The following is a 24,388-nucleotide window of genomic DNA, read 5'->3' on the forward strand; positions in this document are numbered from 1 at the left end:
CCGGTCACATCCCCTACCGGCCCCTCAAAACCAGGGGTGGGGATGGGGAGGGGATGGGAGGGGATGGGGGTGCCGGACGACGACGAAAAGAGGCGGAGGGACGGTCACAAGGACCGCCCCTCCGCCTCCCGGGGGTTCGCCAGATGGTCTATGGGGTGTGGCACCGTTCGATGAACGGGGCGAGCAGGCCGGGTACCGCTTCCTCGGCGAAGGCGAGGCCCTCCGAGACCGGCACGTCGCGGACCTTGTAGACACCGTTGCCCGCGGCCGTGGCCGCCCCCAGGGTGAGCAGGCCGGCCCGGCGCTGGAAGACCGAGCGGGTGATGGACCAGCCGATGATCCCGTCCCGCTGGAGCGCGGCGGTGCGGCGGGTGAAGGTGCCCGAGCGAGTCACCAGGTAGCGGCCGTGGATGCCGTGGCCGAGGCTGCGGTAGGCGTCGTAGGCGAAGGCCACGCCGACGGGCAGCAGGACCAGGGCGGTGATCCAGCCGGTGTGGACGAGCACCGGCGTGAGCCACAGGCCGAAGCCGATGAAGGGCGCGGCAATGAGGGCCGTCCACACCACGGCGCGGTTGATCCTGCGCCGGAGGGCCGCGCGGGGGTGCGGTGCCAGCACCGCTTCGGCCGTCGGGGAGGCGGTCTCGCCCAGGACGTCGGCGGCGATCCGGACGGACAGGGCCACCGGGACCGGCGGGGTGAGCCGGCTGCGGCTGCTGTTCTCGTCCTCATCGCCGAGGCCGCTGGCGATGGCCTTCAGGCGGGCTCCTCCGGCCCATCGCAGCAGCAGCGGCTCGGCCACCTCGGCGCCACGCAGGCGCTGCTCCTCGATGCTGACCGAGCGGGTGATGAGCAGGCCGCGGCGGACGCGGAGCAGGCCGGTCTCCGGGCGGTCGAGGCAGTAGCCGCCCCAGCCCTCTATGAAGGTGGCGGTCGATCCGGCGACGCCGATCACGACGATGACGAGGAGGGTCACGAGGATGCCGTACCAGAGCGGTACGGAGCCGAAGCGGTCCTCGATGTCCTTGACGATGCCGAGTTCCAGGGGGTCGATCTTCATCTCGTGCAGCGTGCGGTAGACGCTGCCGACGGCGATGAAGACACCGCCGACGCCCCAGAGGGTCAGCGGTGCGTACCGCAGCCACGCCCAGTCGAGTTCGGCGAGGGTGGCGTCGGTGTCGGGGTCGGCGGTCTCCAGGCCCTGGCGGGCGTGGCGCAGTTCGCTCAGCTGCCTGCGCAGCGCTTCGGCGTCGCGGGCGTTGAGGCCGTCCAGGGACAGGCCGCCGTCGGAGGAGGCCTGGTCACCGGTGGAGATCTTCAGGGAGGTGAGGCCGAAGATCCGGTGGAGGGGGTTGGCGGTCAGGTCGACGCTGCGGATGCGGTCGACGGGGATCGAGCGCTCGCTGCGGAAGAACCATCCCTTGTGGAGCTCCACCCGGTCGTCGGTGACGCGGTACCGGGTGGTGAGGAGGCGCATCGTGCTGATGCCGGAGATGACGAGGCAGGTGATGAGGAACGAGGCGAAGGTGATCAGGAGCTGGAGGTTGATCTCGCCGCCGGTGATGACGGTGGTTGCGCCGAAGGTGGCCAGCGGTGTGGCCACCACGCTCAGGTTGACGAGGAACAGGCGGGGGTTGAGCCGTCCCCACGCGTCGTGGTCGGCGTGGTCGGCGTGGTCCTGGTGTCGGACCGCGGTGTCCGGTGTCACGTGGCGTCTCCCGGTACGGCCTGGGTGGACCGGGTCAGCTGCTCCACGAGTTCGGTGGCGGTCCGGTGGTCCAGTCCCTTGATCTTCACGGCGCCGGCGGAGGACGCGCTGGTGACGGTGATCCCGGAGAGGTTGAACATCTGCTGGAGCGGGCCGCGGAGCATGTCGACGGTCTGGACGCGGGACAGGGGGACGACCCGCCACCGCTGCCAGAGCCATCCCGAGGCGGCGTAGACGGCCTCGTCGGTCATCTCCCAGCGGTGCACCCGGTAGCGCCAGATGGGCATGACGCCCATGTAGAGGAGTCCGGGGACGAGCGCGACGAGGAAGAGGGGGCCGAAGACGAAACGCGCCGGCGAGATGGTGAGCCAGAGCACGCCGAACACCAGCGGGAGGGGCAGGGCGAACAGGGACGCCTGGAGGGTCCACCAGCCGATCGCACGGCTCTCGACCCGGTTGCGAGGCGGACGGAGCCTCAGTTCATGGTTGTGTAGCACTGCCTCACCCTAGTTCTCGAACGATCTTGAACCTTCGCCGGTCGACCCGGCCCGTACGGCGCGCAGCCGGGACAGCAGAACCGCCGTACGCGCCACCACCATCGACAGCGACATCACAGCGAGCGAGCTCACGAGCACCTCGGTTCCGCTGAGTTGGTAGTCGGTGGTGAACCGGGTCACGTCCGCGCCGAACCAGTGCTCGCAGCCGTAGGCGAAGAGGATCTGGCCGCCGCAGAGGAAGACCCAGAGCGCCGCATGGCCGAGTCCGCCGGTGCTGCGGACCTCTCCCGTACGGTCCCGGTGGGCGTACAGCAGGGAACCTGCGACGAGTCCGCAGATGGCCCCCACACCGATACCGGCGAGGTGCAGCGACGGGTCGTTGCCCGCCGTCGGAAAGGAGTCCACGCAGGCACCGATGACGAGGACGGCCACCAGTATGGGGGCCGCGATCCTCACGGCGGTGATGCGCCGGTTGCCGGAGTCGGTCGCGAGGATGACGGCCAGGATCGATCCGCAGGTGATGAGTGCCGTCGTGAACTGACCCACGTGACCCGCCCCGCCCCTTCCGGCTTCCCTTGGAATCCGCTGTCCGCGGTTCTCCCTCCGTTGTCTCCAACCTAGGGCGGGCGGCCCGGTCCCGGGGGCGACCGATCGGTGGGATCGGGTGTCAACCGATCGACGGACACCGGCAAAACCCGTGGTAGGACTGGTGCCGTGCACATACACACTCAGGAGGAGGCCCCGCGGACGGTTGCGGACTACGGCCCCGACTCGGGGAGCCGCTGGTTCGGTCTGTGGGACGGCTACTTCGCCATCTCCTACCTCGTCACCGTCATTCTGCTGTTCACCTCCGCCGAGGACCAGTCCCACCGGGCCTTCGCCATCGGCGCGCTGACGCTGATCGTGCCCTGGTACGCGGGTCTGGGCCGGCGGCTGATGATCCACCGGACGACGGGCCGGCGGAACGTCGTCTTCGCCGTCGGGCTGTTCCTGCTGTTCGGCTCCTCCAGCCTGCTCGACCTCGCGGGTTCCTTCGCGCTGTTCGCGGTGGTCCCCATGCTCATGATGAGCCTGGCGATGCAGCCCGCGATCGTGGTGGTCGTGGTGGCCAACCTGTGGCCGGTGACGGTGGTGTGGCTGCGGGGCGGGGAGTTCGATCCCCATATCCTCGGGGTGCTGCCCATCTCCCTGCTCGGCATCGCCCTGTCGGTGCTGCTCGGCGTGTGGATCACCCGGGTGGTGCAGCAGAGCGCCGACCGGGGCGAACTGATCAACGAACTGCGGCGCAGCCGCGAGCGCGAGGCCCGGCTGTCCCACCAGGCCGGCATCTCGGCCGAGCGGGAGCGGCTGGCCCGGGAGATCCACGACACCCTGGCACAGAGCCTGACCAGCATCATCAGCCTGGTGCAGGCAGCCGAGTCGGAGGTGGTGGGCAACCCCGAGCGGGCGCGCACCCGGCTCGGGCTGGCCGGGCGGGTCGCCCGGGACAGCCTGGACGAGGCCCGCGGTTTTGTCTCCGCGCTCACCCCGCCGCCGCTCCGCGAGAGCTCGCTGGTGCAGGCCGTACGCCGGCAGGCCGACCTGCTGAGCGAGGAGACGGGGCTGACGGTGCGGTGTACGGCCCGGGGCGAGGAGCAGCAGCTGCCGATGGCGGTCGGGGTGGTGCTGCTGCGGTCGGCGCAGGAGGCGTTCGCCAACGTACGCAAGCACGCGCGGGACGCCCGTAGGGTGGAGGTGCTGGTGGCGTACGCGCCGGACGCGGTACGGCTCGTGGTCCGCGACGACGGCGCAGGCTTCCAGCCGGACGACGGGCAGGACGGCGGACCCGACGACGGGCAGGACAGCGGGCAGAACGGTTACGGGCTGCGCGGGATGCAGGCACGAGTGGCGGAGATCGGCGGTATGGCACAGGTCAGCAGCAGCCCGGGCACGGGCACGGTCGTCGAAGTGCGGGTCCCGCTGGGCCCGGTGGCCGAGGAGTCGGCCGAGGAGTCGGACGATGAGTGACCGCGAACCGATCCGGGTGCTGCTCGCCGACGACCACCCGGTGGTCCGGGAAGGCCTGTGCGCCATCCTGGAGCTGGACGAGGGCATCCGGGTCGTGGGGCAGGCCGGCTCCGGTGAGGAAGCGGTGCTGCAGGCCGGCCGGCTGAGGCCGGACATCGTCCTGCTCGACCTGCGGATGGGTGCGATGGACGGGGTGGCCGCCACCGGGCACATCCTGCGGGAATCGCCGCTGACCAAGGTGGTCATCGTGACCACGTACGAGGACGACGCCGACATCCTGCGCGCGGTCGAGGCCGGCGCGGCGGGCTACCTGCTCAAGGGCAGCTCCCGCGAGGAACTCGTGAACGCGGTGAAGGCGGCGGCGCGCGGTGAGACCGTGCTGACGCCGTCGCTGGCGCCGAAGCTGTTCCGGGCCAGGGTGGTGGAGACGCCGGTGCTGTCCGAGCGGGAGTGCGAAGTGCTGCAGCTGGTCAGGCAGGGCCTGACCAACGCGGACATCGGGCGCCGGCTGTTCATCAGCGAGGCCACGGTGAAGACGCATCTGCTGCGCTCGTTCAAGAAGCTGTCGGTGTCGGACCGCACCGCCGCGGTGATCACCGCTCTGGAGCGGGGCCTGCTGTCCTGACGCCTGACACCTGACGGGGGCGCGGGCCGCGCCTCAGGCGATGCCGGGCAGGCTCATGTCCCACAGCCGGGCCGGCAGGTCCCGGCGGCGCTTGACCTTCAGCTTCCGGTAGATCCGGGTCAGGTGCTGCTCGACCGTCGAGACGGTGACGTACAGCTTGGTGGCGATCTCCCGGTTGGTGTGACCGCGCGCCGCGAGGAGCGCCACCCGTGCCTCGGCCTCGGACAGCACCTCGGCCTCCCGGGGCGGTTCCGCCTCCCGCCCGGCCGCGGCCGGCTCGCCGTCGCCCTGGCCCGGTGTGAACTGCTGGCACAGCGGCTGCGCCCCGCAGGACTTGGCGACGTGCCAGGCCTTGCGTACGAGCATCCTGGCGCGGTTGAAGTCCCCGGCGGCGCGGTAGCCGCTGCCCAGCTCGCCCAGCGCCTTGGCCAGCTGGAGCCGGTCGTCGCCCTGTTCCAGGGCCTCCACGGCCTCGGTGAGCCGCTTCAGGCGGTACCCGAGGTCGCCGCTGGTGCGGGCGAGCGCGAACAGCAGGGGTCCGCGCGGCCTGCTGCCTGCCGGGCCCGCCTCGCGCTGCCGCTGCTGCTCGACGTACTCCCGGGCCCGCGGCACGTTCCCGATGGCCAGCCACGCCTCGGCGGCGTCCAGCCGCCACGGCGCGAGCTCCGCGGCGTCCATGCCCCAGGCCTGCATCAGCTCTCCGCAGGTGAGGAAGTCGCGCAGGGCGGCGTGGTAGCGGCCGGTGGCGAGGTGGCAGCGGCCCCGGGCCCGGAGGTAGTGCAGCCCGATCTGGGTCTCCAGCATGGTCTCGGGCACCGGCTGTTCGAGCAGGGCCATCGCCTCTTCGAGGTTGCCCATCTGCGTTTCGGCCTCGATGAGGACGGACAGCGGCAGTGCGATGCCCACACCCCAGCACTGCACGGATATCAGGGACATCGCCTGGCGGGCCTGGGCGGCGGCGCCCGGCAGGTCGCCCTGGCGGAGGGCGACCTCGGCCCGGACCACGCCGAGGGCCGCCTGCCAGGTCGGCGCGTTGCGGGCGGAGCACTCGCCGAGCAGCCGGTCGGTCCAGGTGAGGGCGAGGTCGAGGCGGCCGGCGTAGACGAGGGCCAGCAGGGCGAGGACCAGGGGGGTGAGGGTGCGGTCGCTGAGGTGGTAGCGCTGCAGCACCCGGGTGGCCTCGGCGACGGCCGCTTCGCCCTGGCCGCCGCGCAGCGCGGTGCGCATGGCCTCGACGGCCGGGCCGTGGGCGTCGTCGGGCATGTCGTAGAGGGCGGCGGCGGTGCCGTTGGCGGGCGCGGTGGGGTTCGGTGTGCGCGGGGTGCCGGGCCGGGCGGGGTGCGCGGGCCCGGTGGTGGTGAACACGTCCTGGACGGTCGGGCTGACCAGCGAGAGCCAGCTCTGTGCGGCGGCGAGGGTGCCGGGGTCGTAGACGGGGGGCTGCCCGGCATCCTGCGCGTCCCGGGCGGCGGTCTGCAGGAGGTTCACCGCTTCGCCCGCCTGCCGGGCCTCCCCCATCCAGGCCAGGCAGGCCACGGCGTGCAGGAGATCGCGGTCGGTGAGCCGGCCGGCGGTGAACTCCCGGGACAACTGGCGCAGATGACCCTCGGCGGCGACCGGGCTGCTGCGCCAGACGATGCTCACCAGGCGGGATTTCAGCGCGGTGCGGCGGGGGCCCTCGGGGCAGGATTCGACGGCCAGCTCTCCGCACCGCAGGGCGAGTTGGGGGTCGTCCTCGACGAGGGCGTACTCGGCGGCCTCCTGCAGGACGGGGATCGCCCAGTCCTCCGCCTGCTTGCGGGCGGCGAGGAGGTGGCGGGCGACGTCGAGGGCAGCCGCCCCTTCCTGGTGCAGCAGTCGCGCGGCGCGCCGGTGGAGCGCGGACAGCGCCCCGGGCGGGGCGGCGGCCAGCACCGCGGCGCGGGTCGCGGCCTCGCGGAAGGCGCCGCCGCGCAGGATCCCGCACCGGTTGAGGTCCTGGACGGCCAGTTCGGCGGTTTTGACGTGGACGTCGGTGATGCGGCTGAGCAGGGCGGGCGGGCAGGCGTCGCCGAGGACGGCGATGCCGCGGGCGACGGCCAGCACCTCGGGGTCGCCGCGGTGGAGGCAGTCCAGGACGGCGCGTTCGAAGGTCTCGGCGGGGACGAGCGGCTGGAACGGCTCACTGTCGCCCAGGACCGCCAGGCCGTCCTCCAGCAGGGCCTTGACCAGCAGCGGGTTTCCGCCGGTGGTCTCCTGGCAGTCGGCGGACAGCCGCTGGGCGGCAGCGGTGGAGAAGTGGCCGGCCAGGACCCGTCCGGTGCCGTCCGCGCTGAGCAGGGGCAGCCGGATGCTGGTGCAGTTGGGCTGGCGCTGCAGTTCGGCGTGGAAGGCGAGTTGGGCGGGCAGCAGCCGCACGGCCTCGGTGAGGACGATGAGGACTCCGGCCTGCCGGACCCGCCGCGCCAGGCACAGCAGGAAGGCGCGGGAGAGTTCGTCGGCGTGGTGGACGTCGTCGACGGCGATGACGACCGTCCGGTCCCGGGCGATCCGCAGGAGCGAGGCGCAGACGTGGGGCAGGACCCGCATCCCTGCCTCGACGGCGCCCGTGGTGTCGGCGGCGTCCACCACCTGGGCGCCGACGCCGTCGAGCAGTGCGGTGGCCTCGGCGTGGACGGCGGGGTCCAGGGGGGCGGCGCTGTCGAGGATGCGGCGCAGGATGCCGAAGGGAAGGTAGCGCTCCGGGCGGGAGCCGGCGGCCTCCAGGACCAGCGCCCCCTCGGACAGGGCCTGTTCGGTGAAGCGTTCGAGCAGGGTCGTCTTTCCGCCGGCGATGGGGCCGCTGATGACGGCGACGCGTCCACGGCCCCGACCAGCGCTGCCGAGCAGGTCGTTCAGCGTCTCCCACTGTCTCTCGCGCTCGACCAGCCTTGCCACCACTGCGCTCCCTTCCCCCAGACTGTCCGGACCTGCGCTGCACTGCACTGCGTTGCGCCTCCTCGCGCCCTGCCGGGTCGGCCGTTGGTCGTGCGGCCTTCCCGGTGCGCGGCTCAGCCCTTTCGGGTGGCCGCTTCAAGCTCCTCAGAAACGATCTTCAAGATCTGCGCCTGTTGGCGGGCGAGAAAGAAATGACCACCAGGGAAACGGTGGATGTCGAATCCTCCTCGGGTGTGCCCTTCCCAGGCGTCGGCTTCTTCCCGGCTGGTGCGCGGATCGGACTCGCCGGTCAGCACGGTGATCGGGGTGTTCACCGTGTCCTGGGGTGCGGCCCGGTAGTTCTCGATCGCGGTGTAGTCGCTCCGAATGGCGGGCAGCACCATGCGGAGGATCTCCTCGTCTCCGAGAATCGCGGCATCGGTTCCGCTGAGTTCCCGCATTTCGGCCACGATGCCGTCGTCGTCGCGCAGATGCACGGTTTCGTGGCGGAAACTCGACGGTGAACGCCGACCCGAAGCGAAGATGCGGACGGGGCTGAAGTCGTGGTCGCGCTCCAGCCGTCGCGTCACCTCGAAGGCGAGGACGGCGCCCATGCTGTGGCCGAACAGCGCCGTCGGCCGGTCCAGCCACGGCAGGAGTGCGCTGGTCAGCGCGTCGGCGTAGGCGCCGATGTCGGTGATCCCGGGCTCGTGTCGGCGGTCCTGGCGTCCGGGGTACTGCAGGGAGAGGACGTCCACCGCCGGCGCCAGCGCCTGGGACATGGGGAAGTAGAAGGAGGCAGATCCGCCGGCGTGCGGCAGACAGACCAGTCGGATCGGGCTTTGATCCGCGGCGTGATAGCGGCGGATCCAGCCATCGGCATTCTGCTTGTCGATCAAGGGAATGAAAACTCCGTGTTCCGGTCCGGACGCAGCGCACTTGTTCGATAATTCGAACCGTTTTCGCCACTTCCGTACGCGCGTTCCGTTGATCTCATGTCTAGCAGAGCCCCATTGCCGCCAGTACCCCTACATTCGACCCCTACGGCGGCCGAAAATCCCCTGCAGCGCCCATACCTGACATCTACACCGACGCTTTTCGGCCACTCCCGTCACCGCGAAACAAGCCTGCATATTCGCGCCACATCAGCGCTATGGCGCCACCCGAAACCAGGGTGGCGCCACATTTGGCTCGCCATGGCGCCATGCGTGTGCCATGATGGCGCCATGGGGAATGCGGGAGTCGTCGACGGGGGTCGGATCATGGAGACAGCACAGAGCCGGGAGCAGGCGGCACCCGGCGCCTTCACCGCCTTCGCCCGGTTCGTGCTCTGCGGCGGCGGGGTGGGGCTCGCCTCCAGCTTCGCCGTGGCGGCCCTGGCCTCCTGGATCCCCTGGGTCCTGGCCAACGCCGTGATCACTGTGGTCTCCACGGTCCTGGCCACCGAGCTGCACGCCCGCTTCACCTTCGGCGCGGGCGGGCGCGCCACCTGGCGCCAGCACGCCCAGTCGGCCGGGTCCGCGGCAGCCGCGTACGCGGTGACCTGCGCGGCGATGTTCGTCCTGCAGCAGCTGGTGGCGGCACCCGGCGCGGTCCTCCAGCAGGTCGTCTACCTGTCCGCCTCCGCACTCGCCGGCGTCGCACGGTTCGTGGTGCTGCGCCTGGTCGTCTTCGCACGCAACCGCGGCGCGCAGACCGCGACCACCCCCCACACCACCCGCCCCGTACCCACGACCCTGACCCGCACCCCTACCCCGGCCAGCCCCGCCGCACTCTGCCGCGCCGCCTGACCACCCCGGAGGGTCAAGCGGCTACGCGCGCGGGTCGACCGGCGTGAAGACTCCGAGCCGGTCCTCGATCGCCTGGGCCGCGCCCAGGCACAGGTCTTCCCGGAACGCGCGCCCGACGATCTGCACTCCGCAGGGGAGCCCGTCGACCACCCCGGTCGGTACGGCCACACCGGGTACGCCCACAAAGCTGGTCACGGTGCACAACCGCATTCCCGACGCGACCCGGTCCCTGCCCGGCCTGTCCCGCGACTCCAGCCCCGGCTCGACCGGCGGCTCGGTGAAGACCGGGCCGAGCAACAGCGGGTACTCGTCGAGGAATTCGGCCCACGAGCGGCGGATGTTCATCCAGGTGCCCATCAACTTCATGAACTCGTCCGCGCTTGCGGGCGGGGTCTGCTCCATCGCCATCTCGATATACCGGTCCCCGCCCTTGCCGAGCAGCGTGCGCACCACCGGCCAGGTCGGGGCGAACTCGGTCACGGTGATCCGGCCGTACGCCTCGAGGGCCTCGTCCATCCGCGGTACGTCCTGCACTTCGCGCACGTCGTATCCGGCGTCGCGGAGCGCGTCGGCCGCGGTCGCGATCGCTCCGCGAATCGCGGGGTGGACGCCGTGCCCGCCGGGATCCGCCACGACCGCCACCTTCACGCGTCCGGGGAGCGGTTCACCGTAGGCGGGCACCGGCACGGCGCGCGGGTCTCGCGGATCGGTCCCGGCCAGTACCTCGTAAGCAAGCCGGAGATCACCCACGCTCCGGGCCAACGGACCGTCGGTGACCAGCATCTGGGAGGCCGGACCGGGGTCTTCGGGGCCGAAGACACGGTGGTCGGCGGGGAACCGGCCGGTGGACGGCTTCAGCCCGGCCACACCGCAGAACTGGGCCGGGATGCGCACCGACCCGCCGGAGTCGTTGCCGAGCCCGAGCGCCGCCATGCCCGTGGCCACGGCCACCGCGTCGCCCCCGCTGGAGCCGCCCGGGGTCCGGCCGCGGTCCCACGGGTTGACCGTGTCGCCGAACAGCTCGCTGCGCGTGTGCATCCCCGCCAGGATCAGGGTGGGGATGTTGCTGTGCCCGATGGGGATGGCCCCTGCTGCGCGCAGCCGTGCCACCGGGGGTGCGTCGGCCGGCGCCACCAGCTCGCGGAAGCGCTCCGTGCCGAACGTGGTCGGCACGCCTTCGATCGCGGTGCTCTCCTTCACCGTGAAGGGCACGCCCGCGAGCGGCCCCAGCGTTTCACCGGCGGCCCGCCGGCGGTCCAGCTGTGCCGCGGCCTCGCGTGCGCGCTCCGCCAGGAGCTGCGTGACCGCGTTCACCTGCGGGTTGACCTCAGCGATCCGATCCAGATGGCTGTCGACGAGCTCAACAGCCGAGATGTCAGCGCTACGCACAGCCTCCGCCTGCGCGGCAGCCGGCATCTTCCACAGGGCGTCCTGCATGGCTCTTCCTTCCCCATCCCGTACCGATGCAGTTGCATCGGAACAGAACCGTACCCTTGGAACCGATGCGAGCGCATCGCATAAAATGCTGCGAGAGCAGAACGCTGCACAACAAGGAGGGGACCGGGCATGCCCAGGCAGGTGGATCACGTGGGCCGACGCCGCCTTATCGCCGAGGCCGTCTACCACCTCGCCGACGAACGCGGGCTGGAGGGCGTGACCCTTCGCGATGTCGCGGCCCGCGCGGAGGTGTCGATGGGCGCCGTTCAGCGATGCTTCCGCACCAAGGAAGAGATGCTCGTGTTCGCTCTCGAGTACATCAGCGAGCGGATCATGGAGCGCGTACGAGCCCGCCTCGCCAGGAGCCCGGCCCAGTCGGCCGGCACCGCCCTGGGGCACGCGGCCACCGAGATCGCGCTGCTCCGGGAGGAGCACCGCGCCGAGGCCAGGGTCTGGCTCGCCTTCGTTGCGCAGGCGACTGTCAGCAAGCTGCTCGCAAGGACGCTGCAGGCGAACTACGCAACCCTCCAGGAGGCGTTCACCCGCCTCATCACGGAAGCCGGCGAGGACGCCGACCACGCCGCGCCCCTCGATCCGCAACGCGAGGCCCGCACCCTGCTCGCCCTCGCGGACGGCCTCACCACACACGTCCTTATCGGCCACCTCACCTCACAAGAGGCCCACGACGTCCTCCACGCCCACCTGACCGGCCTCTGGGAACAACCGGTCCGGCCTCTCCGAGACCACTGAGACCGAGAAGCCCCGCCGGATAAAAACATTTCCGGCGGGGCCTCTGGCTTGGTCAGACCGACAGCTCCTGCTGCGCCTCGGAGTACGAATTGGCCGGGGCAAGCTCGGACATCTTCCTGAAGAAGATCATCCCAGCACCTTTTACTGCCTCCAGGAGATCCTCCGACGGAGCACTTGCCCTCTTGACTTCTTCACCGATCTTGGCGGTCACCAAGACGCGAGACCCGACGGCCCGAAAAGAGAGCATGATCGGCTGATCCGGGAAATACGTCTCCGCGTAACCCGACGACCGCATTTTTGTCACCATCTCGGCGATATAACACCAGAGCTGGTCAACGTAGTCCCATTCTTCCGTGCCGATGATTTCCAATCCATCAACGGACAGCCGAATGGCGCCTTCAATGTAGTCGAGGTCGGGCGGCGGGGTGCGACAGGCTTCCACCTGCACGAAACCGCCGCCCGCACCCCTCAGGAACGTTTCAATCTCAACCACCCGACGGGTCCTTCGGTTTCGGATATACCGGATAGAACTGGCCCACTCGACCTCTGTTCATGCCGAGCGTGTAATTGACGCCGTTGACTTTGCCGTGAATCTGATACATACCCCGGCTGCCTCGCTGCATCAGCACATCGCGGTTCTGTCGCATGACTTGATCGATGGCGTCCTCAACGTCGGCAACACTCATGCTCGAATCGAAGAAGGACTGATCCTTCTTCACCGAGCCATTCCAATACTTCGGGTGATGACGAGTGAGGATGTGATCAAATCCCTTCCTGTCCAGCAAGAAGGAGTGATGCCCGAACTGGAACGGGTGACTGTTCCACTCCCGGAGAACGGGAAGGCATCCGCCCTTGTTGTGAACCAGGACCGGCGTCTGCCCAGCGAGTACATAGTACGTGTGCAGGTCGTTCACGGTCAGGTCGTACGCGGGCTGGAGCTCCTTCCAGCGGGAGACCTTGGCGATCCGGGCGGTGCCGCCGGTCGGGGTGCGCAGGGTCTCGCCGACGTTGAGTTCTGCCGCATCGGCCCACTGGCGACGGTTCTCCGCCCAGAACGGGTGGTGGTCGGTTGCCGTCAGGGAACCGCCACCGGTGGCGGCGTCAAGGGTGATACCGGTGAATTCGCTGTCGTCGGGGGTGTAGATGGTTGCGTCAACGCGACGTGGGCCTGATTTCCCTGTGACGGGGTCGGTGGCCTGGACCGCGTCACCGACTCTTATGCGCTCGATGGGGCGGGAGGTTCCATCGCCCATCAGCACGGGCGTGCCGGCGGGGAAGCTGTGCTTCGTATCGACGCAGGCCAAAACGTCGTCTACCTTCTTCCCGAGGCGCTTCAGCTTGTCCCAGAGCGGTTCAGCCTTGCTGTACCACTTCTTCCCCTTGGGAATGTAGGCAAGCCAGCCGGCGAAGGGAATGGCCGCACCACAGGACCATGCCGCATCGGTGAATTTACTCGAATCACCGAATCCGATTCCTTCTATGGTATAGCTAAGGCAGTTGCTGAGGTCGGCAAACTCTCCTACGGCGGGGATCCCGCCGAGCCCATCGGCCACGAGATGGCGAAGTTCAATATCCAGGCGCAGTCTCTCCTCCCACGAGAGATTCTTGTACCAGTGCAGCGCCTGCTTTCCGGCTTCCCAAGCGTAGTCAGTCGCGTATTCCATGCCGCCCGTGACCAGTTGCTCGAGATATCGATACTTCTCGTAGGCCTTGTCCCACCAGTTCTGCTCGTTCGCCCGCGCCTTTTCGGCGAGGTACGTGTCGAGGTGCTTCTGGTAGGTGGCTGCTGCGGCGTTTGCGTCGGCTCCGGCGTTGATGGCGGACTGGCGCGCCAATTCGGCGGCGGCGTAGGCCTCGGCGGCATGTTCGCGGGCCAGGCTGGCGCTGGCTTCGGCCCAGGCCGCGGAGGCGTTGGCGTTGTTCGCGCTGTTCCAGGCGCGCTGCTGGGCGTTGCGGGCGGTGGCCGCGTGCTCAGCTGCCTTCTTCGCGGAGGCTTCGGCCTGCTTGGCGGAGGCGTCGGCCTGGTTGGCGTAGCCGGCGGCCTGTTCGGCGTAGACCTGGGCCTGTCGGGCGTGCTCTTCGGCTTCGTTGGACGCGTCCAGCGCGGTCGCGGCGGTCTTCAGGGCCTCGGACGCGCGCTGTTGGGCGGTGGCCGCCACCTGTGCGGTTCCGGCGATGATGTTCTGGATCTGCGCGATGTGGCTGGCGTTGCCCTGGTCCCGGCGCGCCGCCTTGTGCTGGCCGCTTTCGACGAAGCTGCGCAGGCTGGGGGCGGGGCCCTCCATGGCGATGTCGGCGTAGGCTTTCACCTCTGGCCCGGCGTTCTCCGCCAGGCCGGCCACGGTCGCCTGGTCGTCGCTGTGACGGGCGGTGTGCTGACCGGCGGCGAGGAAGTCCAGCAGCGGCTGGTACCCGGTGCCGTTGAGGGCGGCGTCCGAGGCCTTCTTGACGGCCGAGCCCCCGGCGTTGCCGATGCGGGCGACCTCGACCCGGTATTCGGAGGCGGCAGCCTTGTGCTGCCCGTCCACGAGGAACGCGTGGATCTGGGCTGCGTCACCGCTCAGCGCGGTCTTGGCGGCGTTTCTCACCGCTTCGTACGGAGAGTCGTCGACGAGTCTGAGGACCTGGTCGCGTTCGTCCCGCTGCTCCGCGGCACGCCAGCCGTTGCGGGCGTACTCCACCACCACGGCGTCCGGGGCGGCCAGGGCGCTTTCGGCAGCGGTTCGGCTCCACTGTCCCTGGGTCTGCAGGGCGGCCAGGGCCATCTTCCGGCCCGCCGCGGCGATCTGGGCGGGCTCGGCCGAGGGCTGTGCGGCCTCTTCGGAGAGGCGGGTGAAGTCGGCCCGGAGTTTGTCGGAGTCGGACTTCTCCTTCTTCTCCTCGGCCAGGGTCTTGTCGTGCGCGACCTTGAGGTCCTTGGCCTGGTTGATGCCGTTGGCCTTGCGGGCGGCGAGTTCGTCGGCCTCGGCCTTGCGGGCCAGGGCGTGGACCTCCTTGGCCTTGTCCACCGCCGCCATGGCCTCCTTGGCGCGCTGGAGGGCGGCCTCGGCATGGGCCTTGGACTCCGCAGCCGCTTCCTTGGACCCGGCTGCGTGCTGGCCGGCCTTCATGGCGGCGTCGGCGGCGTTGCGGGCGTGCTGGGCGGCCGAGCGGGCCGCATCGCGGGCCGCGCGGGCCTCGCGTGCCGCATTGGCCGCGTGACCGGCGGCAATGTCCGCGGCGCGGGTCGCCTCGGCCGCGTGGCGGCGGGCGGTCGCAGCAGCCGCGCGTGCCTCCGCGGAGGAGTTGCCGGCCTGCTCGTTGTACCCGGCGGCTTCCTCCGAGGCGGCGGCTGCGGCAAGTTCGTTCACGGTCGCGGACGCGGCGGCCTTGGCCGAAACGGCGGCGGCGTCACCGGAGATCGCCGCACGCTCCGCGGCCGTCGCGGCGCCTTCGGCGGCGTCGGCGGCCTGTCGGGCATGGGCGGCGAGCGCCTCGTCGCGCTGTCCCGCTGCCGCATGGGTGAGCGCCTTCGCCGCGGCATTCGCGGCCCCGGACGCAGCACGGGCGGCGGCACTGGCGGCTGCTGCGGCGACCTGGGCCGCCGCGTTCGCGGCCCGGGCGGAGGCGATGGCCGACTGCGCGGCCTGAGCCGCCCGCCGGGTGGACTCCGCTGCGCGGCGGGCGGCTTCGGCGGCCCGGGCCGCGTCCTTCTTGGCCGCCGCTGCCTCGTCCCTGGCCCGTTCGGTCTCTTCCTTGGCCAGGCGGGCCAGCGCGATGGCCCGGTCGGCGGCTTCCTTGGCGGCCTTGCTCTCCCGCTCGGCCGCGTCGCCGGCGTCCTTGGCCTGCTGGGCGAGCTCGGTGACGGAGGCGTGTTCCTGGTCCTGCGCCCTGGCCACGTGCTGGCCGAAGGTGAGGAACTCGCGGACGTCCTCGATCGAACCGTTGAGAGCCGCGGTGGCGGCGGCGCGGACCTTCGGCCCGCCGGCCGTTTCGAGCTGCGCCACGCGGACCCGTGCGTCGGAGTCGCGCTTCTTGTGCTGACCCTCGCTCAGGAAGGCGCGCACCGCTTCGATGTCGGAGTTCAGCGCGGCATCGGCGGCCTCCTTCAGGGTCCGGCCGCCGGCCTCCCCGATCCGCGCAGCCTCGACCCGCTGGTCCTGGTCCAGAGGCGCCTTCCAGCCCTCCTTCAGGAAGGCGTCCAACTGCTCCGGGGTTCCCGCGAGCGCCTGCTCGGCGGCCTTGCGCACGGCCGGGCCGGCCTCTGCGATGACCTGGAGCGCTGCTTCGCGGTCGTCGAGGTTCTCCGCGATGGCGCGGCCCTTGTCGAGGAAGGCGCGGACGTCCGCGTCCGAGCCCGTCAGGGCGGTCCCGGCGGCGGCCTGCATGGCCGGACCGCCGTTCTTCCAGAAGGCGACGGTCTGCCCACGCTCGCTGACCGGGTTCTCCGCGGCAGCGGCGATCGGTACCGCGGACACCAGCGTCGACAGGAGAGCCAGCGGGAGAAGGCCGCCGATCAGCACGCGCGAACCGTCAGGTCTCCTCCCCACCCCCCAGCGTGGTCGGCCTGTTGTGTGACGCACGAAATCTCCCCCTCTGTCTGCCGGTACCGGCCGGGTCACCTGGCGGTCTGCGGGAACTGCGCTGTCCCGGCGCAGAGTTGCGCCTGACACGCAGCGCGCGGACATGGCCGTACTCAGGTATGGGTCTCTCCCGGCCTGCGAGGACCCTATGAGGGAACCCAAGGGATTTCAACTGTCGTTGATGGAAGCTAAACGACGGTTGATATGCGGGCGTTGAGCCATTACCGTCTCCCCTCGGAAGGCCACGAGCACAGGGATCGGGGGGAGGCCACACCGTGAGTGCCAGGCTGTTTCCCGAACCAACCGACACGGTCGAGCGCATCGTTGCCCTGATCGGGCGGGCGGGGCTCGACCGCGGAGACGTACTGCGGGTCGAGGGCGAGGGCGGGCTCGCCTTCGCTTCGGGCCTTGCCGTGGCCGAGGTGGAGGCGTTGCTTCGCGGCGGCCGTGGCCGGCCGGACCGGCCCGACCGGGCGGCCACGGACACGGCCCGTCACCGCCAGGTCGTCGACCGGATCGTCTTTCTGCGCAGTACCCGGCTCAAGGCGGCCGAAGACGGCGGCAGGCGCACCTACCCGCTGGCGGAGATCGCTGCGAGTGCGGGAATGAGTGCGCAGTGGCTCGACAGGATGCTCAAGACCGGGAGGGCCCCGAACCTCGACCATGCCGCCGAGATCGCCGGGTTCTTCGGCGAGGGCATCGAATTCCTGACGGACCCTCCGGCAAGGGCCCTGGACCGGGTTCTGCAGCAGATCCACACGGACCTGCTGGTCCGACTGCTGACCGACTCCGGCCCCGCCGGGGGCCTCGGCCCGAGCTGCGAAATCAACACCGTTGCCTGCCACGCCGCGCGTGCCCTCGCCGACGTGCCCGACGACACCGCCCAACCCCTCATCGCGCTCATCGAGTCCGTCGCCAAGCTGCCTCGGTAACGCGACGGACGGCGGTCCCTCCCACCCTTCCTGTCGTCCGGCACGAGCCGGACGGCCCCACCACACGAAAGCGACGTTCATGGCATTGCGCACACGCTGGTGGCTTCCGGCCACCACCGCGACCGCAGCGGTCCTCATGGGGACCGCGACCCCGCTGGCCTCGGCCGCCGGCGAGCCGGCCGCCAACGCCGGTGCCCCGTACGTCTTCGAGGACGGGTCCTACCCCGGCAGCGACCAGGTCCTGGCCGAGACCGGTGCCAAGCTGATCCGCGGTGACGGCAACATCACCCACACCCCCTGCGACAAGCCGTACCAGATCAAGGTGTGGGCCCGCGATCTGAAGCTGCCCGAGGAGCGGATGTGCTTCGCCGCTCCGCAGGGCACCGGCTTCCTCACCGTCTCCATCCCGGGCGCGTACCGGATCCAGACCTACGAGCGGTCGGTGAAGGCCAGCATCTCCGTCAAGAACGAGACGCAGAGCCTGGACATCCCCGGCAACACCAGCAAGGGCTTCGGTGAAGCGGGCGCGGACCAGTCCGCCGCCGTCCTGCTGGAGCTGCGGGTCACCGGTACGTCGAGCACCACTCCCCCCGGCGCCGGGCAGCCCATCGACACCGCCGGGCTCGCCTTCAACACCAAGCTGACCATCGGCGACGGCAAGCGCTCCTGCTCCGGTGCGCTGGTCGATCCGTACTGGGTGCTCACCGCGAAGAGCTGCTTCGCCGAGGACCCCGCCAAGAGCAACACCGTGGCCGCGGGCCCGCCGAAGGACAAGACCACCGCCGTGGTCGGCAAGTCCGTTCTGATCTCCAGCGGTGGCCACACCAGCGATATCGCCGAACTGGCCCCGCACCCCGACCGTGACCTCGTCATGGCCCGTCTCTCGGAGCCCGCCACCGACATCACCCCCGTCCCGCTGGCGGCCACCGCGCCCGCCACCGGCCAGGAGCTGACCGTCGCCGGCTTCGGCCGTACCAAGACCGAGTGGATCCCCGCCACCCGCCACCAGGCCGTCTTCACCGCGGGGAACGTGACCGCGACCGGCTTCGACCTCGCCGCCAAGACCCCCGCCGACGCCACCGTCTGCGCCGGCGACGCCGGCGGTGCCGCGTTCCGCAGCGAGAACGGCAAGCCCGCCCTCGTCGGAATCACCAGCCTCGGCTGGCAGGGCGGCTGCCTCGGCACCCCCGCCACCGAGACCCGCTCCGGTGCGTTCAGCACCCGGGTCAACGACCTCCACGGCTGGTTCCAGCGCCTCCGCGCCAAGTCGTCCCCGGGCTGGAAGACCCAGGCTCTCGTCCAGTCGGGCAGCAGCCTCTACCAGGGCGTCCGTCTGAACGACGGTTCCTGGACCGGCTTCGACGACGTCCAGGCCCAGGCGGCGGCCGGCAGCATCGGCGGCATCCGTAACTCGGCCGCCGTCGGCATGAACGGCGACACCCACGTCGTCGCCGTCAGCAACAGCGGCGGGCTGTTCCACACGGTCCGCAAGCAGGACGGCACCTGGGGCACTTGGGGCGACGTCTTCAACGTGGCCGGCACCCTCGGCAACCTCACCAGCGTCACCGCGTTCAACAACGGCTGGGACCTCCACGTGGTCGCCGTCGCCGACGGCAAGGCGCTCCACACCGTCCGCAACGCGGAGGGTCACTGGACGCCGTTCTGGGACATCACCTCCGGCACGATCAGCAATGTGACAGCCGCGGCCACCGCCGTCGTCCGGGGCGAGCTCCACGTCACCACCGTCAGCGGCGGCAAGGCCTACCACACCATCCGCCAGGGCAACGGCAACTGGCTCGGCTGGGGCGACGTCGCCGGAGCCGCCGGACCCACCGGCCCCATCACCTCCATCAGCACCGTCGGCGCCGGCGACGAGACCCACATCGTCATCGCCACCGACAACGGCACCCGCCAGTACCACGCGGTGCGCAACTTCAACGGCACCTGGACCCCGCTGACCGAGCTCAAGGACGTCCTCGGCACCGTCACCGCCAAGTCCGTCGCCACCGCCAACGTCGACGGCGAGGTCGTGGTGGCCGTCACCACCGCCGACAACAAGCTCCTCCACACCACCCGGCACACCGACCGGACCTGGGCCACCACCACGGCCGTCCCGCTCCAGGGCCTGCCCGGAGCCCCCGGCGCCCTCGCCATCACGGGCACCTGGAACGACTGACGCCGGTACAGACTCGCCGGTGAGGGTACTCCCACGGGGGTGGCGTACCCTCGCCGGCGCGCAAAGGAGCCGCCGCCGGTCCGCCGGCGGCGGCTCCCGTACAGGACCTAGTACGTCGCCGGCCGGCGCGAGCCGGTGGTGGTGCGGGCGGGGGCCGCCGCCAGGGCCCGGGAGATCGACACCAGGAGGTCGCGGTCCTCCGCCTCCGCCGAGCGTACGGCGGCCACCGCGAGGGTGTTCTGCTCCGCAGCGGGTGCCGCCGAGCGCGCACGCGCATCCGCCGCCGCGGTGAACATCGCGGCGAGGCCGGCCGCCACGGCTTCGCGCTCGGTGGCCCCGCTCTCCTTCGCCTGCCGGTAGGCCAGCTCACGTACCTCGTCCGTGCAGTGCACGCACAGTTCGAGCATCCAGTCGTGAATGGTGGTCATCCGGTAGAGCAGGACCTGCTCGGGTCCGGCGTACCACGGCGGGGGAAGGAACATTCTGCTTCCGGGGGTCAGCCCGGACCGGCGGACCAGCCGCCACAGGGGCCGCAGGGCCCTGATGCCGAGCAGGGGGTGCCACACGCGGTCGATCAGCCCGGGGCCGTACGCCGGGACGAGGAGCCCGACGCCGATCATCATCCCGCTGGCCGACATGAAGGGCGACAGGCTCTCGTTCAGCACATCCCAGTCCCGGCCCGCCCAGCGGGCGGCGATGGCGGTCAGCTTGAACAGGCCGCAGACGATGTTGGCCAGGGCCGCGATCACCAGGACGAGCAGCCCGATCCGCAGGGGTCTGTCCACGGCCGTCTTCGGCTCGTGCGCCGCCCTCCTGCCGATGTCGAGCAACCAGCTCCAGCACACGACGGCCGTGGCCGCGCCGGCAGCGACGTACGCGAGCAGGTAGAGCACCAGCATTTCGGTGATGAACGGGGTGGTGGCGTAGTACGTGTCGAAGTCCTGCGGGCGCTCCACCGGGACGTCGCCCAGGGCGAAGAGTGCCGCCAGGGCCACGATCACCACCAGGCAGCCGGTCTTCCACACCCGTGCGCGTCGGCGCGTGCGGGCGTAGTCTCCCGACTCCCCTCTCCAGTACTCCAGCAGCAGCAGGGACGCGCACGCAATGGCGGTCATGATGCAGTGGACCAGGAGGGCCGAGAAGTTGCTGATGCCGGTGAGGCGGTTGACGGCGCTGACGGTCGGCGGGGAGGCGAGGATGAAGCCCGCGCAGGGCAGGAACAGCAGGGCGTTCACCGTCCGGACCGTCGCGCAGCGCCACCCCCGCAGGAGGGCGGGCGACTTCGCGAGCAGGGCTGCGCCCAGGACGGCGGCGGGAAGGTAGTAGTCGGCCCCTTCGTGGATCATCAGCCCTCCAGGGATGCCCAGATACGCCCGGTCAACTCGTCGGAGGGGGTTCTGCTGCGCGTGCCGAGCAGGAAGGGCCGGAACTTCGCCGCCAGCAGACGGCCGAACCGCTCCGCCCGCCGTTCCTCGTCGAGGTCGTAGTCGGTGCGCGCCGCGACGTGGGCGACCGCGTCGTCGATGCACCACCGGTCCCCGAGCATGCGCGTGGCCGCGACCCCGCCGGGCGTGCTGCCGGGCGTGCCGACTGGCGTACTGCCGGGCCGGCCGGACTGGCTCTCCTTGCGGTGCCACAACTCGTGCCCCAGGATCACCATCTGGTGGACCGGCAGGGTGTTCTTCTCCACCGCGATCACCTCGTGATCGCCCAGGTCGAGCCAGAGCCCGCTCACGGTACCCGGCGGGAACGCCTCCAGCATCAGACGGACCTCGCGCCCGCTGCTTTCCGACACGTAGGTGCAGACCGCCTGCAGCGGCTCATTCGGTTCCTGGGCAAGCCGGCGCATCGCCCCCGCGAACAGCTCGTCCCGATGGCGCTTCATTGCACGGGAAATACGTACCGCGTCCCACATGTCTTCCCCACCCGGACGCATTTGACAGTCGTGCGCCCGCACATTAGCCACTCAACGCGGCGCAGGCAAACTGCCGCCCAGCGCGCACATCACCCCTGGCCAGAGGCCCTTTACCGGCTCTCTCGGGCGCGCTCCTCGCGCGAGCGCCGGGCAATGGATTCGATGAGGGCGATGATGGGCTGTGCAGTGTCGTCCGGTACGTCGGCGAGTGCGCGTGCGGCGTAGCCGACGATGCCGAGATCGGAACCGGCGGATCCGGCGGAACCGGGGGATCCGGCGCCACCTGCGGCGCCGGCGCCCAGGGCGCTGCCGGCGATGTCCGCGTTCCTGAGGCGCTGGATGTCCGCGTCCTGGCGCGCGACGGTCCGCTCCAGCAGGTCCTTGTGGATCCGCTGGAGCACCCGGTCCAAGGCCTCGGCGGGCTCGGCGACCAGGAACTCGATGCTCTCTCCGAAGAAGTCCGCGATTCCGGCGGCGTGATCGAGATTCGGAGCCTTCCCCGTCTTGATCATCTTGTCGAGCCACTGGGCGCTCGTTCCCGCACCCGCCGCGATGTCCGCCAGCGAGTACGCGCGCCGCTGGCCGTCGGGCGAAGTCCGCAGCCGCGTACGGCGCAGGAAGACGATACGGGCGACCACCCGGCGGTGACGCTCTTCCACCGGGTCCGTCCCGCCACCGTCGCCCGGGGCGCCCTGGGGCAGCCGCGCACCGCGCAACAGCGCCTGTACGTCCTCCACGGGCAGCCCTGAGGCGTACGAGAGGCCGCCCTCGCCCTCCACCCGGAGCACGTCCTCGCCGTCGATCCCGGCACGTTCGAGCAGGGACGTGATGCGCCGCGCGGTCCTGACGGGATCCGCGGCAAACCTCTCGCTCATTCCTGCTCCCCCGCTCCAGGCCGGCTGGTGGCCGATGACGAACCAGAACGTCAAACACTAACGACTTCGGCTCGGCATCAGCAACCAACGATGACAGACATCAGCCCGCATTGACCGCCGGGATGATCCGGGGCATGTCAGCCGACCGGGGAAGGGCTCCGGGGGTCGACCGGGCGGGGGACGAAGACCGGGGAGTCCGACTGGTAGAAGAGGTCGATGTCGGCCTCCTCGCCGCCGACGATCAGGGTGTCCCAGGCTCCGCTGTCCCGCAGGGTCCGGAGGGTGGCCGGGGCAATGGAGGCCAGGTGGGAGCGGAGTTCCCCGTCGCCGGGCAGGCCGGGCATCCGGGGCGCCAGCCGTTCGCGGATCCCGGCCATCCGGTCCACCAGCGCGTCCAGGTCGCTCCCGTCCGCGGCAGCGTTGCCGACAGCGACACCCCCGCCGGTCTCCACGCTGCGCGCGATGACGTCCTTGATGGCGCGGGTGACGCCCTGCTCGTCGGTGGTCACCATGGCGTTCCAGGCCCGGCTCTTGTGCCGGTACTGGAGCATGGACATCGCCGCCTCGTGCCGGATGAAGTCGGCGTCCCGCAGCGGCTTGCCCTGCCAGGCGCGGCTGAGCGAGCGGGCCAGCGACGTGGCCGAGGCGAGGCCGCTGTTGAGGCCACGGCCCGGCCAGAAGTGGATGGCGTTGGCCGCGTCGCCCAGCAGGAAGCCGTAGGTCCCCGGGGTGGTCGAGGTCGGCCGGTGCAGCTGTGCGGTGAACCGCGGGCGCTGCACCATGTCCAGCCGGAACGAGGTGATCGCGGACAGGTCCTCCTCGGCCACCCCGAACAGGTTGAGGCCCTGCCGGATCTCCTTCCACAGCGGGGAACTGCGCAGCAGGGCGGGCAGGAAGAGGGTGCCGTGGGTGGGGCAGCGGAACTCGTTGTCCTCCTCCTGCCGGCTCATCAGGCAGGGGCGGGCGGCGATGCACTCCTCGAAGACGTGGCGGACCGGGTCGATACCGATGACGCTCTTGGTCTCCTCCCGGGTGAGCCGCATGTTCAGGAAGCCCTCGCCGCGCAGCGAGTTGAGCAGGAACCGGTTCTGCGACACGGTGAGCAGCACGCTCATCGGGTCCGGCAGCTTCGACTTGACGCGCAGCCCCAGCACGATGTCCTGGAGGTGCTCGCCGTCGAGGGAGTAGATCGAGGCGTCGGCCGCGCCGAAGCGGTCGGCGTAGTGCTCCCGGGTGCGGGATCGGCCGCCCTCGGCGACCACCAGGACGTGTTCCTGGGTGATCCGGTTCTGCTCCTCCGCCACGTCGAAACGCTTGGGAACCAGGCGGATCGACGACTTCCGGTTGGCCAGGTCCAGCAGCCGGTCCTCGATGTGGGAGATCCGGATGTTGCGGGGCGGGCGGCCGTCGACCGAGTCCGGGCCGACGGGCCACATCTCGGAGTAGGCGCCCGTGTCGTCGAAGAGGGCGGAGAGCACCTCCTCGGACAGGGCGAGGTACTGCCGGCTCTGGACGGTCACCACCTGCTGGCGGCGGAAGTTCCCCTGGGTCTCGTCCTTCCAGACGACCGAGGAGCCCTTCCTGGTCCAGCGCCCGTCGTAGAGGGTGATGGCGGTCCGCCCGGGCAGCATCTCGTCGAGCGCCAGCGCGAAGGCGAGGCCCACCGGGCCGCCGCCGGTGATGGTGACCCGCAGCGTGCCGGGGTCCGCGGCACTCGGCCGGGGCACGTCCAGGAGGGAGAGGTCCATGACCGTCTCCATGGCGTCCTGGGCCTCGTACAAGAACGTTTCGTCGCCGATCCTGATGCAGTCGTTCGGACGCAGCACATGCCGCGTGACGCGCTGATCGTTGACGAAGGTGCCGTTCCGGCTGTCCCGGTCGTAGAGGACAAAACCGGCGTCCTCGTCGAGGATCTCGGCGTGCAGCCGGGAGGCGCTGGGGCTGACGATGACGACGCTGTTGTCGCTCTTGCGCCCGAAGCTGAGGGGCTCGCCGCCCAGGACCACGCTCTGCCCGGTAAAGGGACCCGTGCGTCCAACGATGACCGAAGGCACTCCACACTCCTTGAAAACGACGCCTGCTGACTCCTCGTACGACAGCAACACGCCATCACGAACGCGTTCGGTTCAACCATTTTCGAAAATTTCCGGTCACCTCGTTGAACCGGGGATCCCGATCCGTACGTGATGTTCGCGTCGGCAGGCGATCAGAGGGAGAACCGC

Annotated in this window: 18 protein-coding genes; 6 read left to right on the forward strand and 12 right to left on the reverse strand. The window is 70.5% G+C overall.

Annotation, left to right across the window (positions count from 1 at the left end; all coding sequences use genetic code 11):
• Positions 1-148: 148 nt before the first annotated feature.
• Genes ABT123_RS12415 through ABT123_RS12425 form a run of 3 tightly spaced genes read right to left on the reverse strand, consistent with a single transcriptional unit; the run spans position 149 to position 2,748 of the window.
• On the reverse strand, positions 149-1,705 hold the full coding sequence (locus ABT123_RS12415) for a PH domain-containing protein (protein ID WP_351312514.1): 1,557 nt from the start codon (positions 1,703-1,705) through the stop codon (positions 149-151).
• Positions 1,702-2,202: a PH domain-containing protein gene (locus ABT123_RS12420; protein ID WP_351312516.1), complete on the reverse strand. Its 501-nt coding sequence runs from the start codon at positions 2,200-2,202 to the stop codon at positions 1,702-1,704. The genes ABT123_RS12415 and ABT123_RS12420 overlap by 4 nt, the downstream gene beginning before the upstream one ends.
• A 9-nt stretch (positions 2,203-2,211) precedes the next feature.
• Positions 2,212-2,748 carry a hypothetical protein gene (locus tag ABT123_RS12425; RefSeq protein ID WP_351312518.1) on the reverse strand — a complete coding sequence of 179 codons (537 nt, stop codon included), beginning with the start codon at positions 2,746-2,748 and terminating at the stop codon, positions 2,212-2,214.
• Positions 2,749-2,916: 168 nt separating this feature from the next.
• Between ABT123_RS12425 and ABT123_RS12430 the strand changes: the two genes are divergently transcribed.
• Together ABT123_RS12430 and ABT123_RS12435 are read left to right on the forward strand one after the other, a co-directional pair.
• The gene (locus tag ABT123_RS12430; RefSeq protein ID WP_351312520.1) at positions 2,917-4,209 is read left to right on the forward strand and encodes a sensor histidine kinase; all 1,293 of its coding nucleotides are present in this window, start codon (positions 2,917-2,919) and stop codon (positions 4,207-4,209) included.
• Positions 4,202-4,834, forward strand: coding sequence for a response regulator (locus tag ABT123_RS12435; RefSeq protein ID WP_351312522.1), 633 nt, complete (start codon positions 4,202-4,204; stop codon positions 4,832-4,834). Before ABT123_RS12430 ends, ABT123_RS12435 begins: the two co-directional genes overlap by 8 nt.
• Positions 4,835-4,867: 33 nt before the next feature.
• Here the strand turns inward: ABT123_RS12435 and ABT123_RS12440 are convergent, their stop codons facing one another.
• Positions 4,868-7,750, reverse strand: a complete 2,883-nt coding sequence (locus ABT123_RS12440; protein ID WP_351312524.1) for a helix-turn-helix transcriptional regulator — start codon at positions 7,748-7,750, stop codon at positions 4,868-4,870.
• Between the two features lie 113 nt (positions 7,751-7,863).
• Positions 7,864-8,628, reverse strand: a complete 765-nt coding sequence (locus ABT123_RS12445; RefSeq protein WP_351312526.1) for a thioesterase II family protein — start codon at positions 8,626-8,628, stop codon at positions 7,864-7,866.
• Between the two features lie 363 nt (positions 8,629-8,991).
• On the opposite strand from ABT123_RS12445, the gene ABT123_RS12450 reads away from it, so the two are divergent.
• Positions 8,992-9,519: a GtrA family protein gene (locus ABT123_RS12450; protein WP_351312527.1), complete on the forward strand. Its 528-nt coding sequence runs from the start codon at positions 8,992-8,994 to the stop codon at positions 9,517-9,519.
• Between the two features lie 21 nt (positions 9,520-9,540).
• Here ABT123_RS12450 and ABT123_RS12455 read toward each other — a convergent pair whose 3' ends face one another.
• Positions 9,541-10,956 carry an amidase gene (locus ABT123_RS12455; RefSeq protein ID WP_351312529.1) on the reverse strand — a complete coding sequence of 472 codons (1,416 nt, stop codon included), beginning with the start codon at positions 10,954-10,956 and terminating at the stop codon, positions 9,541-9,543.
• Between the two features lie 129 nt (positions 10,957-11,085).
• Between ABT123_RS12455 and ABT123_RS12460 the strand changes: the two genes are divergently transcribed.
• Positions 11,086-11,706, forward strand: coding sequence for a TetR/AcrR family transcriptional regulator (locus tag ABT123_RS12460; protein WP_351312531.1), 621 nt, complete (start codon positions 11,086-11,088; stop codon positions 11,704-11,706).
• A 52-nt stretch (positions 11,707-11,758) separates the two neighbouring features.
• Here the strand turns inward: ABT123_RS12460 and ABT123_RS12465 are convergent, their stop codons facing one another.
• Together ABT123_RS12465 and ABT123_RS12470 are read right to left on the reverse strand one after the other, a co-directional pair.
• Positions 11,759-12,199 (reverse strand): hypothetical protein, encoded by a 441-nt coding sequence (locus ABT123_RS12465; protein ID WP_351312533.1) that lies wholly within the window; start codon positions 12,197-12,199, stop codon positions 11,759-11,761.
• The gene (locus ABT123_RS12470; protein WP_351312535.1) at positions 12,192-16,208 is read right to left on the reverse strand and encodes a polymorphic toxin-type HINT domain-containing protein; all 4,017 of its coding nucleotides are present in this window, start codon (positions 16,206-16,208) and stop codon (positions 12,192-12,194) included. The genes ABT123_RS12465 and ABT123_RS12470 overlap by 8 nt, the downstream gene beginning before the upstream one ends.
• A gap of 335 nt (positions 16,209-16,543) precedes the next feature.
• Here ABT123_RS12470 and ABT123_RS12475 point away from each other — a divergent pair, with 335 nt between their 5' ends.
• Both ABT123_RS12475 and ABT123_RS12480 read left to right on the forward strand, forming a co-directional pair.
• Complete coding sequence (locus ABT123_RS12475; protein ID WP_351312537.1) at positions 16,544-17,200, forward strand: hypothetical protein; 657 nt, start codon at positions 16,544-16,546, stop codon at positions 17,198-17,200.
• Between the two features lie 79 nt (positions 17,201-17,279).
• On the forward strand, positions 17,280-19,376 hold the full coding sequence (locus tag ABT123_RS12480) for a trypsin-like serine protease (protein ID WP_351312539.1): 2,097 nt from the start codon (positions 17,280-17,282) through the stop codon (positions 19,374-19,376).
• A 107-nt stretch (positions 19,377-19,483) separates the two neighbouring features.
• On the opposite strand, the gene ABT123_RS12485 is transcribed toward ABT123_RS12480, so the two are convergent.
• The 4 genes from ABT123_RS12485 to ABT123_RS12500 all read right to left on the reverse strand — a co-directional run bounded on the left by ABT123_RS12485 (position 19,484) and on the right by ABT123_RS12500 (position 24,220).
• Entirely contained in the window at positions 19,484-20,722 is a 1,239-nt protein-coding gene (locus tag ABT123_RS12485) for a DUF6545 domain-containing protein (protein WP_351312541.1), read from the reverse strand.
• Positions 20,722-21,261, reverse strand: coding sequence for a toxin-antitoxin system, toxin component (locus ABT123_RS12490; RefSeq protein ID WP_351312543.1), 540 nt, complete (start codon positions 21,259-21,261; stop codon positions 20,722-20,724). Before ABT123_RS12490 ends, ABT123_RS12485 begins: the two co-directional genes overlap by 1 nt.
• Before the next feature lie 140 nt (positions 21,262-21,401).
• Positions 21,402-22,166 carry a hypothetical protein gene (locus ABT123_RS12495; protein WP_351312545.1) on the reverse strand — a complete coding sequence of 255 codons (765 nt, stop codon included), beginning with the start codon at positions 22,164-22,166 and terminating at the stop codon, positions 21,402-21,404.
• A 137-nt stretch (positions 22,167-22,303) separates the two neighbouring features.
• Positions 22,304-24,220: an FHA domain-containing protein gene (locus tag ABT123_RS12500; RefSeq protein ID WP_351312547.1), complete on the reverse strand. Its 1,917-nt coding sequence runs from the start codon at positions 24,218-24,220 to the stop codon at positions 22,304-22,306.
• Between the last annotated feature and the right edge of the window lie 168 nt (positions 24,221-24,388).

Source organism: Streptomyces sp. NPDC002054, assembly GCF_040296685.1.
GTDB lineage: Bacteria > Actinomycetota > Actinomycetes > Streptomycetales > Streptomycetaceae > Streptomyces.

Excerpts from the sequence above, each read along its gene's own strand:
- ABT123_RS12435 (WP_351312522.1), top strand. The coding sequence starts at position 4,202 with ATGAGTGACCGCGAACCGATCCGGGTGCTGCTCGCCGACGACCACCCG.
- ABT123_RS12450 (WP_351312527.1), top strand. The coding sequence starts at position 8,992 with ATGGAGACAGCACAGAGCCGGGAGCAGGCGGCACCCGGCGCCTTCACC.
- ABT123_RS12455 (WP_351312529.1), bottom strand. The coding sequence starts at position 10,956 with ATGCAGGACGCCCTGTGGAAGATGCCGGCTGCCGCGCAGGCGGAGGCT.
- ABT123_RS12460 (WP_351312531.1), top strand. The coding sequence starts at position 11,086 with ATGCCCAGGCAGGTGGATCACGTGGGCCGACGCCGCCTTATCGCCGAG.
- ABT123_RS12480 (WP_351312539.1), top strand. The coding sequence starts at position 17,280 with ATGGCATTGCGCACACGCTGGTGGCTTCCGGCCACCACCGCGACCGCA.
- ABT123_RS12485 (WP_351312541.1), bottom strand. The coding sequence starts at position 20,722 with ATGATCCACGAAGGGGCCGACTACTACCTTCCCGCCGCCGTCCTGGGC.
- ABT123_RS12490 (WP_351312543.1), bottom strand. The coding sequence starts at position 21,261 with ATGAAGCGCCATCGGGACGAGCTGTTCGCGGGGGCGATGCGCCGGCTT.
- ABT123_RS12495 (WP_351312545.1), bottom strand. The coding sequence starts at position 22,166 with ATGAGCGAGAGGTTTGCCGCGGATCCCGTCAGGACCGCGCGGCGCATC.